Raw genomic sequence first — 13,607 nt, 5'->3', positions numbered from 1 at the left:
AAAACGAATTCAACTTCCTCCAATATCTAGGATAAGAAAAAAGTATTAATGATCGTTTCCAATCATTAATACTTTCGTTGGCAGAAATTAGTTCAATTCTGGCCACCAGTCACCGTTTGCTTCAATCATTTCATCTAGGATTTGTTTAGCGACTGCTGCTGAAGGAACCGTCTTGGACAGCGTCATTGCCTGCCATAACTTTTGATACGATTTTTCTTCAAACGCGTCGACCACTAATTTTTCGACAGCAACCTGCTGCTCGATCATTCCTTTTTGGAAATGCGGAATTTTACCCATACATAACGGTTCATAGCCGCGCTTGCTGACAATACAAGGAACCTCAACCATCGCATCATCATCCAAATTAGCGATTGCTCCTTCATTTTTGACGATCAGCAGCATCCGTTCATACGTATTATAGGCTAAGGCACCAGCCAATTGAACGATAAACTCCGCGTGCTCGCCAGCTTCGATCGTCGTATCCTCTGCCGTTTGAGCCGCCGCGATGCGTTCGCATTCAGCGAAAACATTTTTCTCGCGGTTATCCATTACCTCATTCGCCCGAGTATAATTAGGATCTGCGTGGGCCACAACGTAGTCCGGATATAGGTAGTATTTTAGATACGTATTAGGCACTGTTGTTGGATCGACCGCATAAACATCTTTTACCTTCTGGAAAGTATCCATCCAGCTAGTTTCTTCCAATAACGGATTGCCTTCGCCTTCCGCTGCAGCATATCCATATTTAGCCACATGCTCTTTTAATTTTGGCATTAAATCATTGCCCTGCTTATCTGTCATTTCCGTCCACCAGCCAAAGTGATTCAATCCATAATACCGATCAACAATGTCACTTTCGCTTTCTAACCCAACAATGTCAGCGATGGATTTTTTGATCGCGACAGGCATATCGCAAATATTGATGATTTTGGCATTTGGCCGCATTCTTCGTGTCGCTTCCGCTACGATTGCCGCTGGATTGGAATAATTAAGCATCCAAGCATCTGGTGAATATTTCTCCATATAGTCGATTAATTCCACCACTCCTGGAATAGAGCGCATGCCATACGCCATTCCGCCAGGGCCGCAGGTTTCCTGACCTAAAACACCGTATTTCAATGGGATTTTTTCGTCTTTTTCACGCATAGCTAATCCGCCGACGCGAATATGCGCCATCACGAAATCAATATCGGTAAATGCCTCTTTGGGATCCGTCGTTGCCAAAAATTCAATCTCTGGTGCCCGTTCTTTGACGATCACCTCGCAAGCCTTTGCGACAATATCCTGACGCTCTTTATCATTATCGTAAAATTTCAGCTTGCGCAAAGGGAACTTATCCTGATTTTCAATCAGCATCATGACGATTCCCGCAGTATAGGTACTGCCTCCTCCTGCTATTACAACTGACTGTTTTTCCAACTTCATCCTAATCTTCCTTTCAGTTTCAAGTTTCTAAATTTCTATGATTCACTTATACCTAATCTTTCACAGATATCCTCTTTAAATCCTTGAACACCCATGCCGATGATGACTTGGACATTCGTCCCATTTAGCACGACACCCTTTTGCTGAGAAATTTTCTCTAATTGGGCAGAATCTACTAATGCCTCATCCTTGACCGTCACTCGTAATCTAGTGAAGCAGTTTGAGATGCTCTCGATGTTTTCTTTTCCACCTAAGCCGCCAACAACTAAATCAAAATCATTGCCATTGCTTCCGCTAACAGCTGCGGCTCCAGTCGCGTCGTTTGGCAAAACAGCTTCTTCTGCAAGCTCGTCTTCTCTGCCCGGTGTTTTGATGTTCAATTTATTGATCAGTAAAACAAAAACAAAATACCAGATAACTGACATGATGATTCCAACGATGATTACTAAGTAAAATTTGGTGACTGAAGGACTGAAGACCGAATTCGAGACGAACGTATCGATCAATCCATACAGCATATACGTTCTTGCTCCGATTCCCCAAAGAATCGTTTCAGAAACAGCTGTCATCAAGCTGTGAACCAGCCACAATAATGGAGAAGCAAACAGGAATGAGAAATCTAACGGCTCCGTGATCCCTGCCACAGCCGCCACAAACATTGACGGTAAAATCATTCCCTTTACCTCTTCCTTGCGGTGCTTCTTAGCACAATGGATGATCGCCAAAGCCACTGCGATCGAACCAAATATTTTTACAAATCCGAAAGTCGCAAACCGTAAAGATGGGTCTAAACTCGTGATAGAGCCCGCATTCGCCATTTCCGCGTAAAAAATATTGGCTGCCCCGTTATAAACCTGTCCGCCGATTTTGGCCGTTCCTCCTAAAGCAGTAAAGCAAAACGGCATCCACAGTAAATGATGCAAACCTGTCGGAATTAAGAAACGATTGCCAAATGAATAGATGAAAACACCCAACAAGCCAGTCGTTAAAATGAAGCCTGATAATGAAGAAATCCAACTATTCACTACCGGCCAAATATAGCTCATGCCGATCGCAGTAACTAAAATAACTGGAATCAAAATCATAAAGGAAAAACGAGACCCGCCATAAATACTTAAAAAGTCCACAAACTCCTTATCTGAAAAGCGGTTGTGAATAAACGCTACGATACAGCCAACCAGCATTCCTAAAAAGACATTCATATCAACAACCTGAAACCCTAGTACAACGGCCTGACCGGTACCAAAAAGACCCATTTCGCCAGCCTCAGCCAACTGATTGGTCAAGGTCAACCATGCATTATTCGCAGCTAAAAAGAATAAAAACGCGATCAATGAAATAAGAGCTGCCTCAACCTTTTTCTTCTTAGCTAAAGATGCTGAGATCCCCACACAAAAGATCAATGCCAAATTGTTTAACATGCTGTCCATCATTGTTTTGATTAGACCACCAAACGTTTGCAGCACATTCGGCATGAATTCCAATTGTAAAATAACAGAAACTGCTAAAAACAACCCCATTACCGCCATAAACTTCACTGGAACGATTACTGCTCTAGAAAAGTCCTGCATTGTTTGAGAAAATTTATTTTTCATCATCTCTCTCCATTCACTTTATTGAGTATACGTATCTCTTGACCTTAGACTACCAACTTTTGAAACCAGTTACAATATTTCCTTGAACCTTTGGACCTAAGTCCAAAGGTAGGAACCAAGAAGCAGAGAAGCCGATTTTTAATAACAAGTCTTTTATATTAGATTTTGTTTCAAGTACAAAAAAACCTTTTGAGACGATTTTTTAATCTCAAAAGGCGAAGCTTCTCTTTATACCATCGGCTCTTCTCTCAGCAGCTTCTTCATAATCTTTCACCTCAAGTACAAACTATTGGAATAGCCCTACCATGTTGCGACTTCAAGTCAAACAATTTCAAGTTTGTGAGCTTGTTCATACTGAAATACAAACAGAACCGATAATAAAATTCTCAAAACGTTTTTGTTCAATGGCTAAAAAACGAGTTGTAGCTCCTCTTGGCCCTCGTCCCACTTCCAGCAGCGTTTGCCCTCTCAAAGAATAGTCCTGCCACAAGAGTTTTTCATTCATTATGAACAACGATCCATTTTTTTTCAAAATAATTATAATCAGATAGATTACTTGGCAACAGATAAAAAAGTGAAAAAAATAAATAAACGTTTCAACCTTTGATCCTCCTGCCACAAAAATCATCATTTAGTTATTTTAAAAACATCATATCAAGCTATTTTTTACGGTGAAAGTCTCTATTGACCTTACTATTAAACTATTTAACAGATAGTAAAGAAAAAAAGTATTCCCGTTTTCTATTTACAAATTCGTTATCAAACGCTACTATTTTAACTAAATAAATTGGAAACGATTACAGGGGTTAAATAATGATCAAGATGGGGGTACAAAAAATGGATGTAGTGAAACTTGAGTCAAGACAAATTTTTGGAATGAAGAAAGAAACATTGATGAAAAGGGTTCTTCGTTATTTTGAACAAACACAGCAGGCAGCAGAAGTAGTGGAATACCTTGTGGCGATTCTCTTTCGTCACGCGCTTTGTGTGGGGGATTTTTCCCTTCAGCCGCTAAGCGAAATGATCCGTCAAATTTTTTTGAAGGCGGCACCAAATGATACCTTACGCCGGCACTGTGTCTACTTTGACCATTTCTTTTCACTAGAAGAATGGCAAACCGTGATTCAGCGCTTATTTTCTAGTGATGAAGAGTATCAACAATTTACCAAGGAAACTTGTTTGTATAAAAAGCTATTAGAAAAGAAGAGCCTTGAAACTCATGAAATAGCCGAATTTCAATTCGATCTTGTGTCGATTTTTAAAGATGCCAATGGGAAACGCCATACATGGACGCTCCGTGATACGAAGCAAGTGCGTTCCGAAGAAGAAACCGCCAAAGTCTTGGGCATTTTGACTACCTTGACGATCTTCCGCTCCTCAGGCATCCGCCGCTTTGCCGAATACGTGAAATTCAAAAGCAAAAAAGGCTGTATCGATGCAGAACACGAAGCCGTTCAAGCAGAGCCAGAGGTATCTGTTCAAGAAACAGCTGTTGCAGAGGAACAACCTCGCAAATCAAAACCGACATCAAAAGCAGCTGCCAGCAAAACCGCTCACGCTCAGTCATCCCGCGGTTCCGATTCAAACACACTGAACCGCCAAGAGACAGATACGCTCTCTCCGCTCCCAAGCGAAGCACCGCCGACTCAACCAAAAGAAAAAGAGCCTTCTGGGGAGTCCAATGGCGCCAAATCAAGTAAAAAAACGAAAACACCTTCGGAAAAAGTGGATACATCCGATAAACATTATGGCAAAAGCAAAGAGAAGATCCAAGAAGAACGAGATAAACGAAAATGGAAAAATAGGGTCAATAAATTCTTGGGAAGAAAGAAATAAGAATGTTTTTTTAGCTGTAAGCTAGATATTCTATTGGGAGCTATTGACTACCCCTGCTATTTTTGAAGAAGATAAGAAACGGTGAGTAGCCATTTAATAAATTAAAGACTCTTTTGCTGAAAAGCACTTCCTAAATAAGCGAAATATAGGCGTAAAATCTCCCCTTGAGATACAACATCTGCAAGAGGAGTCAAGTTATTTCTATAGTAGTGTAGCGATATAAAGTAATACTGCCGAAGCAACTAATAAAATGACAAAAATTTTCGATCCAACTTTCAACCATTTAGAAAAATTGATTTCAGCAATTGCTAGACCAGCTAATAAAACACCACCTGTTGGAGAAATCAGATTCATTAAGCCATTGCCGAATTGATTACTCAGTACGACTACATCACGATTGATATGGACTAAATCTGCCAATGGTGCCATTACCGGCATCGTTAATGCAGCAGCTCCTGATGAAGATGGGACAAAAAAAGTAACAATTATTTGAGCAATCAATAAAATAGCTGAAAACATAAATTTAGGCAAACCACCTAATAAATTGGCTAAACAGTTCAAAATAGTATCAATAATCATCCCGTTTTCCAAAATAACTAAGACACCACGTGCAAGTCCAATGATTACTGCTGCATAAGCAAAATCGGCACATCCATCAACAAATGCTTCAGCAATCTGCTTTTGATTAAATCTAGCAACGATTCCGGCATAAAGTCCTAATCCTACAAACAACGCTGAAATTTCGACCATGTACCAGCCTTGGGAAATAATTCCCCAGATCATAATCATTAAGCCGAAAATAAATCCGCCAATGATCCATTTATCACTCGTACTAAACGGCTGATCTATTTCAAAATTCTGGAATTTATGCTTCACCTTTTGGTCATTTTTATAAACAATGGACGATTCAGGATTTGCTTTGACCTTTCTAGCATATTGCATAGTAAATAGGATCGAAATCATTGTTATCACTGCCCAACAAATCACGCGATAGATTAACAGCGGGTTTCCATGAACATCAGCCACCCCTTGAGCAATCAAAACATTGAATGGATTGATTGTTGAACCGATGTACCCAGCCTGAGTCCCTAAAAATAGAATAAGAATAGCTGTCATTGAGTCAAAGCCCAATGAAAACATCAGGGAAACAAAAACAGCAAACAATGGAATGACTTCCTCACTCATCCCAAAAGTAGACCCGCCTAAGCTAAATAGGATCATGGATAGCGGAATAACCAATATCCCTTTATCACCAAGTGACTGAGCTAAAGTAAATAGTCCTCTATCTACCGCTCCAGTTTTTAAAATAATCCCAAAAGCTCCGCCAACAATTAAAACAAAGGCAACTACTTCTACTGCATTAATTACCCCTGCTGCTGGAGCTTCTAAAATCGCTCCAATTCCTTGCCCATAGCCAGCCTTATCGATCTGATGATAGGTGCCTGGCACAACCGTTGTTTTTTCCATCCCGTTGATGTTTTCAACGACTGTTTTGAATTGTCCGCTTGGAATAAACCAGGTTAATAAGGCAGCTATAATAATTAAGAGAAAAATCAACGTGTAGCTATGGGGAAAAACAAACTTACTTTTCTTGAGTTCCATACTTATTTAACACTCCTTATATCGTATCATAACGTTATATTTAAGGTAACACTTTTTCATATACGACAGAACCATCTATATAGGTCATTATCGTCTCAGCAGCCGCGACTTCTTCATAATCCCCTTGGGTCAAATCTCGATCAAAAATGGCAAATGTGGCTGATTTTCCTGGCTGAAGAACGCCATAGCGCTCTTCTCCGTTAACCAAAAAGCCATTTTTAGTAAAGCTTTGCAACAGCTCTAGCACAGAGAGCCCCTTCTCATACTGCCATGTTTCTTGACCTTTTGGAAAACGACGAAAACAAGCACGCATGATTGATTCCGGTAAATTGGTTATAAAAAGCGGCAAATCAGTCCCACTTGTTACTTGAATATCGGCTGAACGCAACAATTGATAATTAAAGAAGGCTCCTTCCGCTCCTGCTATAATTTCTGGCATGTAAGCCTCCTGATAAGAAGGATTCAATCCTAATATTTGAGGATAGATTTCCGCAACTACCCTGCCTTCCACCATTTCTTGAGTCATTTCCTGAGTAATCATTTCTAAATCACTGATGGAATTCCATACGTCTTTAGGTAAGCGCTTACCGAAATGACTAAGCATTTTGGCAGCCTTAAGCCCAGCCCTATCCCCTTCTGTAGTTAGACAGCAAGGAATACCTTTTTGATTCCATTTATCAACTTCATTTGCGATGAATTGATAGTCGATTTCCGGCCCTTTTTTTCCTGAAGCATATTCTCCGGTAATGTCGCCTGTTTCATCGGCGACAACACCATCCACCATTATTTTTACTCCCCCAAAAGCAACTTTAACGGGAAAATCTTCTGCCTTATACTGCTCTACTAATGTTGTTGAAATGGGACGTTCAACCGATTGAATATAAAAATGAGTCGCCAATTTTCGCGTATTGATTTTCTTCAGGAACTCAGCGTCATCGAAAACAATTTCCTTGATCGAAACGACTCCTCTAGAAAGCAGCAATTGCTCAAACTTTTGATAAACAGTTTGCAGCAAATCCTCATTAGCCAGCATTTCCTTGATAAGACGAAAACGACTTTCCGCACTCGTCTCGGTTTCATCGAATCCGTACCGTTGTTTCGCCTGCTGATTCATCCAGCAATAGGATCGATCCTTTGCAATGGCAGTAATAGGCCCATCATAATGAAGCTGGTTTAATGATTCCTCGGTAGGCAATGTGCCAAAAGCTTGCGGTGACCAGCCATAAGCATAGATAGGAACATCTTCTGCTTGCTCAAGGGCTGCTTCGATCTGTTCCAGAGCCTCTAATTCAGAATTTGCTTCTGTTAGATCAATTCCAGCGTGCATACTTAGATATCCGCTGAAAAAGACATGATTATCATGTATGCCCGGCATAATAAAATAGTCATCATATTCCAAAACGTTTGTGTGTTCATCCACTAAATGTTGATAGGACCAATCTTTCTCTATTTCTTTGATCGTATCCCCTTCAAATGCAATATATCCCTTAAAAGGAGAATTTTCTCCATCAAAAATATATTTTGAACGAAGTATCTTGCGCATCTCACTCACTCCTATTAACGGAAAATTATAGACTGAACTTGTAGACTTCGCTCAAATAATATTGATGCCCCACGTGAACAGGTCGTTCATTTTGATCATTAATCAGTGTATTCACGTAGAAAAATGGGGTGCCGATTCCAACCTCCATTACTTTTGCTAATTGGTCATCTGCGATCGCCATTTCAAGCGTCGTCTCACCTGGGTTAATTGCCATAATATCTTGCTTAGCCAAAATTTGGTAAAGAGAGCCCGTCAAATCAGACGTCATTAATGAGGCAAAACGTTTTTTATCGAAATAATTATTTTCCAATAAAATTGGCGTACCGTCCGCCATACGCTTCCTTTGAGTATAAATGACCTCATCCCCTACATTCAATTGCAGCTTCTTAGCAATCTCAGCAGTCGCGGGAATAACCTTTCGTTCTAAAAGCTCGCTAGACGGTGTGAAACCATTGGCTAGACAGCTTTCACTGAAACCAATCACATACTCGATTTTCCGAAAAACCTTATGCTGGCTTACAAAGGTTCCCTTCCCTTGCTTTTTAATCAAATAGCCTTCTTTTACCAAGTCTTGGATCGCTCTACGGACTGTAATCCGACTAACAGAATAAATTTCCGTCAATTCTGGCTCAGGTGGAATCTTTTCATTTTCCTTGTATTCTCCGTCTCGAATTTTACTTTTAATTATTTCTTTTAATTGTGTATATAAAGGTAATTGTGCATCTGCATCTAACATGGAATAGTCCTCACTTTTCTAGGTTATGTCTCCTAGTTAGAGTATCAAATGCCTTTTGATAAAACAAGCTACTCGTAAGAAACTCCATAGCCAAAAGAGCCTTCAACCATGCATGATTCACCCGCGAACTCATTGCCGCACTTCATCGCTGAGGCAATGTCATTTCCTTTAAGATAGTGAATCAAAAATGCGGTCAAGAAAGAATCTCCCGCAGCCATTGTATCCACAGGTTCTCTTAAAACTGGAAGGACTTCAAAATATTGGTTCCCATCGTAAGCGATAGCTGCTTTATCACCTCTAGTAGCAACTAGTACTTCATTTTTAGAGGAGAAATACTTTTTTAAAAATTCTTTCGTTTCTACATCTGATAAATCACTAACTGAGAAGAAGCCAAAATCTACCTTATTGATTGCTCGTAAAATATCCTCCTCAGTAAAATCATCTGAAAAGTCATATGAGATTTTTCCTCTAACCTCTGTCAGTTCCTCCAGTAAGTGATTGACATGGCTGTATAGTCCCATATGAATCAATGCAAATTGGTTTAAATAATCACGGTCATCTTGTGAGAGTTGGATAGGATGTTCACGTGTGACACCGCCTTCATTACTACCTAAAAAAATGCGGTCACCCTCTTTTATCTCTACTCGCGCGCACCCATTCTCTCCATTTTGAAAACGAGAATGACTATATTCAATTTCTAAATCCTTAATAGCTGATAAAACATGTGTCCCTTCTGCATCCGAACCGAAAACACCCATGAAGCTGCTGTCTTGACCAAGTTTTTTGGCAAAGACAGCAAAATTCAACGCGTTTCCTCCAGGATACATGATTGCAAGGTTTACATATTTATCAACAACATTGTCTCCTAAACCTAAAACTTTCATGCTTCTTCCTCCTATTAGTATTCAACTTTTCCCATGTACCGACGAACATCCAGATCATGATTTCGATTATTAGCTAAAGCTGAGCGATATTCTGACAATACACTATAAAACAGAATAGGATTGAAAAATTCGGAAACCTCGTCTGGAATCAAATCTAAGCCCAACTCCTTAGCGTCGACAACTTCTACTTTTTCAGCATATTTATCAAGGAACACTTTTGCCCGCTCATCAAGAGGTCGTGTGCGTCCTTGACTCATTAACAAGATAAACATCGTATCTTTGTCTGTCACTTCAAATGGGCCGTGGAAAAATTCGCCCGAATGAACCGAAGTTGAATCTAACCATTGCATCTCCATTAATGAACAAATCGAAAATCCATAGGCGTGGCCATAACTTGGTCCGCTTCCTAAAATGTAATACATTGTTTCTTCCTGATACTTATCTGCAAAAACCTTAATACGATCCTGCACTTGTTTTTTCGCATTATCTACAACTGTGTCAATAATCGTCATGCCTTCACGGAATTTATCATATGAGGAATACCCTTCTGTCGCATTAACTAATGAAACGGTCAAATCCAAAATAATTGCCATAGGATTATTCAAAACCTTCGCTCCATCGCCCCATTCGTATAAGAAACTATAATCCGAAACTTTCAACAGCTCAGCATGCTTATTATGAGTCAAACCAATAGTAATTGCACCTCTTTTTTGTGCAACTTCTCCTGCTGCAACAGATTCTGGCGTATTGCCGCCATGAGAGCAAAGAATGACTACAGAATGTTCGTCCAAACGTTTAGGAACAACTTGAACAAACTCATTAGCAGTGTATAGACCTGTACCCGCTTTCAAAACTTCTGCTTTCATAAAATAATCTGCAACATACATATCCACTAATGAACCACCACAAGCAACGAAATATATTCCTGATAGCTCTCCTCCATTCTTCTTAACTATTTCAGCAACTACTTTGTTCACATCCATCAAAAAATCCTCCTTTTAGTTATAACGTTATATGACGTTATGTATACTCATATATTAATTTCTTGCGAATAGAAAGTCAATCTATTTTTCAAAAATATTTTTCTAGTGTCATACATTTTTATTACTAAAGAGTTTTGTTTCATATTCACTCCATATAAAAAAGCCCAACCATCAAGTAAAAACGATGATTGAACTCAGCTAACCTAGCATTCTTTTTTGGCGAATCGCGTTTATCTAAACATTTAATGTAGTTTATTGAACTTTTTTGAGCTTCGAGGTCAAAAAAATTTACTTGGAAAAAATCTCAATCAATTCGTTGATGACCTGAACGATATTTCTAGAAGAAAAGAGAACGATCACTAATGGTGTCAGCAAAATAAGCACTAATAAAAAGCCTAATGTCAACAGAAAACGCCAAGAGCTTGAGACAAATTTATTTTGGTAATTGTTCAACTCACGATTGCCTAATAGCGGCTCGTCTACTGTCACGTTTACTATCTTTGTCACCCCTTCGTTTGTTGAAAAAGCAGCTTGATACACACCAGTTTCTGGGCGAATACTAGACAAATCAACCGTTGTGATCACCTTTTCTGAGCCATCAATCGTACTCCAAGCCTTAGCCTCACTGTAATTGATCGCTTGTTTTGCGGTAAGTCTCTTCGCCTGGTCAACAGTCATTAAAAAGTCTTTTGCATCAATCGCAACATCGCCAACGATTACAGTATCCTCACTTTTTACAGTGACATAAATGATTTTTTGCAGCTCTTTTCCATCCTCAACATAGCTTGTTTTGACTGGGTAAGTTCCCGGTTCGTTAGGCAGCGTCGTCTCAGAAAAGCTTTCTTGCGGAAACAACCAACAGCTGAAAAACAAACATAGTATGATCACTCTTTTCTTCATGATACGTCACCCTTTAAAGGTAATTGGATTGTCAAATAGACTTTTCCGTCTTTCGGATAGAAGGTGTAATCTCCTTTATTTTTTTGAACGATCGCCGCAATTGTATACATGCCTAAGCCCGTACTAAACTCATTTTTCGCTGTTTGAGAATGGTAAAATAAATCAAATACATGCTCAAAGTCAATTTGCTCCAAATCCTCTGCCTCATTAGAAACCGTCAGAATTAGTTGATCCTCTTTTTCATCAATATCTAGAGTAAATTCTGCATCTTCTGGCGAGTAATTAATGACGTTTGATAGAACATTGTGCAGCAGCTGTTCCGCCTCTATCTTAGAAATTTGCAGGCTGATACTCTGCGGCATGTTGATTTCACAAAATAAGCCTTTATTTTTAATTAGTATTTGGAAATTATTGAGTGACTCTCGAATGATTGGGATTAAATCTATAGTCGTTTCAGGCATAAGTTCAACCTGCTGGTTTGAAGCTTTCAAAATATCATTGATGCTTGTCAGCATCGTGTTTTCCCGCTCGAGCAGCTCCTCTAATTGATTCTTTGCTGATTTAGGAATCGTTTTATTTTCTAATAGCATTTCCACCGACATGATCATAATACTCAATGGGGTCTTGAGATCATGAATCAACGAATTAACCAGCTTTTCCTTATATAGGCTTAAATCCTGTTCTTCTTGAAGCTTCAATTCGAGCTCTGTAAACTTTGTTCCAATCTCATCGATATTACTTTTTAGTTCCTTTGAAAACGTACTAAGATCAGCTAACAAGCCGTTTTCATCTTTATAATCAGTAATTAAAATCGCCTGATCAAAATTGAATTTCTTCAATGCCAGAATACTCTCGCGAAGCTTTCTTAAGGGCTGTAAAAGCTGACCATAGATAAAGTAAACAGCCAGAATAATCAAAACCACCAGCAAAGTGACTAGCAGACAAATAAAGGCGACCAGCCAATTAAATTGACTTTGGACTTTTTGCGGATGAAAGGCAATCCAGATAGCATAATCTCTATACTTATAGGTCTTTTGAAAAACTAAATTCTCTTTTCTGACAAATTTCTTTATGTCGGATAGTTTTCCCTGAAGCGGAAGAGATTCGTAGACTAAACGATGATTTTTTAAGACTATCAATTCTATTGCAGATTCCTTTGTTGTTGCTTCCAATTTTTTTGAAACATTTTTATCCTTCTTTAGAATTGTCTCCACTTTCGTCATTGTTTGGTCCTGCCGCTGTTTTTCAAAGCGATTGTAGATTGTCGGATAAAGCAGAAAAAGCAGCACGATGATTCCGATTAAAAAACCATATAATGCCACTACAACCTTAAATTTTCGATTATTCTGTCCACTCATACCCAACACCTCTGATATTGTAAAGACTTATAAGTGATAGCTTCGCCCGAATCTGCTTCACGTGTGTCGCGATTACCCGTGAATCAACTAGCTCACTCTCCTTATTCCAGACACTTCGAAAAATGACTTCGCGAGACAATACTCGATTTTTATTCCGAAGAAACAGCACCAATAAATCGTATTCTTTTCTAGTCAAAGCGACTAGCTCGTTGTTCTTATAGACCTGTCGTGTCCGTTTTTTAATCGTCAAGTTCTCCCTCTTGCTAAATAGAACTTCCTCAGAATCCTTGTTTTCTTGCTCTAAAACACGCACGATCCGTTTCAAGATAATCTTCAACGAAGTTCCTTTTTTCAAATATTCATCTGCCTTAAGATCTAGACCGCGAAACTCATCTTCTTCACTTTCGGAACTAGTCAAAATAATGACCTTTGCTTCTGGATAAGATTCTTGAATCAACGTCATAAATTGTATGCCGTCGATTTCCCCCATTTTTAGATCGGTAATAACTAGATCCACCATTGATTTACGAAAAAGGGTGATTCCTGTTAAAGGGTCTTGTGCAGTAATCACTTCAAAACCATGTGTTTCCAAGAATTCCTGCATGAAGTTGCAAAATTCAACTGAATCGTCTACCAATAAAATTTTTTTCATCTGTCATTGTCCTCATCTATTATAAATATCCTTCATTTAGTGGATAGCACAACAGAATCACCCGACTCAGCAACTAAATTTGCCGAGTCAGTG

The 13,607-nt window shown here is 39.2% G+C and carries 12 protein-coding genes; 1 reads left to right on the top strand and 11 read right to left on the bottom strand.

The window, feature by feature from the left end; genetic code table 11:
* Positions 1–87: 87 nt before the first annotated feature.
* The 3 genes from IGI67_RS20605 to IGI67_RS20595 all read right to left on the bottom strand — a co-directional run bounded on the left by IGI67_RS20605 (position 88) and on the right by IGI67_RS20595 (position 3,525).
* Positions 88–1,425 carry a 6-phospho-alpha-glucosidase gene (locus IGI67_RS20605; protein ID WP_429959093.1) on the bottom strand — a complete coding sequence of 446 codons (1,338 nt, stop codon included), beginning with the start codon at positions 1,423–1,425 and terminating at the stop codon, positions 88–90.
* A gap of 35 nt (positions 1,426–1,460) precedes the next feature.
* Positions 1,461–3,020 carry a PTS transporter subunit EIIC gene (locus tag IGI67_RS20600; protein WP_207108981.1) on the bottom strand — a complete coding sequence of 520 codons (1,560 nt, stop codon included), beginning with the start codon at positions 3,018–3,020 and terminating at the stop codon, positions 1,461–1,463.
* Positions 3,021–3,369: 349 nt separating this feature from the next.
* Complete coding sequence (locus IGI67_RS20595) at positions 3,370–3,525, bottom strand: hypothetical protein (protein WP_429959092.1); 156 nt, start codon at positions 3,523–3,525, stop codon at positions 3,370–3,372.
* Between the two features lie 332 nt (positions 3,526–3,857).
* Between IGI67_RS20595 and IGI67_RS20590 the strand changes: the two genes are divergently transcribed.
* Positions 3,858–4,856 carry a hypothetical protein gene (locus IGI67_RS20590; RefSeq protein WP_429959091.1) on the top strand — a complete coding sequence of 333 codons (999 nt, stop codon included), beginning with the start codon at positions 3,858–3,860 and terminating at the stop codon, positions 4,854–4,856.
* A gap of 201 nt (positions 4,857–5,057) precedes the next feature.
* Here the strand turns inward: IGI67_RS20590 and IGI67_RS20585 are convergent, their stop codons facing one another.
* The 8 genes from IGI67_RS20585 to IGI67_RS20550 form a co-directional block, all read right to left on the bottom strand.
* Positions 5,058–6,458, bottom strand: a complete 1,401-nt coding sequence (locus IGI67_RS20585) for a YfcC family protein (protein WP_429959090.1) — start codon at positions 6,456–6,458, stop codon at positions 5,058–5,060.
* Between the two features lie 40 nt (positions 6,459–6,498).
* Positions 6,499–8,001, bottom strand: a complete 1,503-nt coding sequence (locus tag IGI67_RS20580; protein WP_429959089.1) for an amidohydrolase family protein — start codon at positions 7,999–8,001, stop codon at positions 6,499–6,501.
* A 25-nt stretch (positions 8,002–8,026) separates the two neighbouring features.
* Positions 8,027–8,737: a GntR family transcriptional regulator gene (locus IGI67_RS20575; RefSeq protein ID WP_207108974.1), complete on the bottom strand. Its 711-nt coding sequence runs from the start codon at positions 8,735–8,737 to the stop codon at positions 8,027–8,029.
* Between the two features lie 68 nt (positions 8,738–8,805).
* Positions 8,806–9,621, bottom strand: a complete 816-nt coding sequence (locus IGI67_RS20570; protein WP_207108972.1) for a fructoselysine 6-kinase — start codon at positions 9,619–9,621, stop codon at positions 8,806–8,808.
* 14 nt (positions 9,622–9,635) lie between these two features.
* On the bottom strand, positions 9,636–10,604 hold the full coding sequence (locus IGI67_RS20565; protein ID WP_207108970.1) for an SIS domain-containing protein: 969 nt from the start codon (positions 10,602–10,604) through the stop codon (positions 9,636–9,638).
* A gap of 288 nt (positions 10,605–10,892) precedes the next feature.
* A complete protein-coding gene (locus IGI67_RS20560; protein WP_207108969.1) occupies positions 10,893–11,504 on the bottom strand; it encodes a hypothetical protein in 612 nt (203 codons plus the stop codon).
* Complete coding sequence (locus IGI67_RS20555; RefSeq protein ID WP_207108968.1) at positions 11,501–12,862, bottom strand: sensor histidine kinase; 1,362 nt, start codon at positions 12,860–12,862, stop codon at positions 11,501–11,503. Before IGI67_RS20555 ends, IGI67_RS20560 begins: the two co-directional genes overlap by 4 nt.
* A complete protein-coding gene (locus tag IGI67_RS20550) occupies positions 12,846–13,514 on the bottom strand; it encodes a response regulator transcription factor (RefSeq protein ID WP_207108966.1) in 669 nt (222 codons plus the stop codon). Before IGI67_RS20550 ends, IGI67_RS20555 begins: the two co-directional genes overlap by 17 nt.
* Between the last annotated feature and the right edge of the window lie 93 nt (positions 13,515–13,607).

It is taken from the genome of Enterococcus sp. AZ196 (assembly GCF_050498845.1).
GTDB lineage: Bacteria > Bacillota > Bacilli > Lactobacillales > Enterococcaceae > Enterococcus_A > Enterococcus_A murrayae.
This window is presented reverse-complemented; position numbering and strand designations above follow the sequence as displayed.

What these genes read in the sequence shown, in the direction of transcription:
- IGI67_RS20605 (WP_429959093.1), bottom strand. Translation starts at nt 1,425, where the DNA reads ATGAAGTTGGAAAAACAGTCAGTTGTAATAGCAGGAGGAGGCAGTACC.
- IGI67_RS20600 (WP_207108981.1), bottom strand. Translation starts at nt 3,020, where the DNA reads ATGAAAAATAAATTTTCTCAAACAATGCAGGACTTTTCTAGAGCAGTA.
- IGI67_RS20595 (WP_429959092.1), bottom strand. Translation starts at nt 3,525, where the DNA reads ATGAATGAAAAACTCTTGTGGCAGGACTATTCTTTGAGAGGGCAAACG.
- IGI67_RS20590 (WP_429959091.1), top strand. Translation starts at nt 3,858, where the DNA reads ATGGATGTAGTGAAACTTGAGTCAAGACAAATTTTTGGAATGAAGAAA.
- IGI67_RS20585 (WP_429959090.1), bottom strand. Translation starts at nt 6,458, where the DNA reads ATGGAACTCAAGAAAAGTAAGTTTGTTTTTCCCCATAGCTACACGTTG.
- IGI67_RS20580 (WP_429959089.1), bottom strand. Translation starts at nt 8,001, where the DNA reads ATGCGCAAGATACTTCGTTCAAAATATATTTTTGATGGAGAAAATTCT.
- IGI67_RS20575 (WP_207108974.1), bottom strand. Translation starts at nt 8,737, where the DNA reads ATGTTAGATGCAGATGCACAATTACCTTTATATACACAATTAAAAGAA.
- IGI67_RS20570 (WP_207108972.1), bottom strand. Translation starts at nt 9,621, where the DNA reads ATGAAAGTTTTAGGTTTAGGAGACAATGTTGTTGATAAATATGTAAAC.
- IGI67_RS20565 (WP_207108970.1), bottom strand. Translation starts at nt 10,604, where the DNA reads ATGGATGTGAACAAAGTAGTTGCTGAAATAGTTAAGAAGAATGGAGGA.
- IGI67_RS20560 (WP_207108969.1), bottom strand. Translation starts at nt 11,504, where the DNA reads ATGAAGAAAAGAGTGATCATACTATGTTTGTTTTTCAGCTGTTGGTTG.
- IGI67_RS20555 (WP_207108968.1), bottom strand. Translation starts at nt 12,862, where the DNA reads ATGAGTGGACAGAATAATCGAAAATTTAAGGTTGTAGTGGCATTATAT.
- IGI67_RS20550 (WP_207108966.1), bottom strand. Translation starts at nt 13,514, where the DNA reads ATGAAAAAAATTTTATTGGTAGACGATTCAGTTGAATTTTGCAACTTC.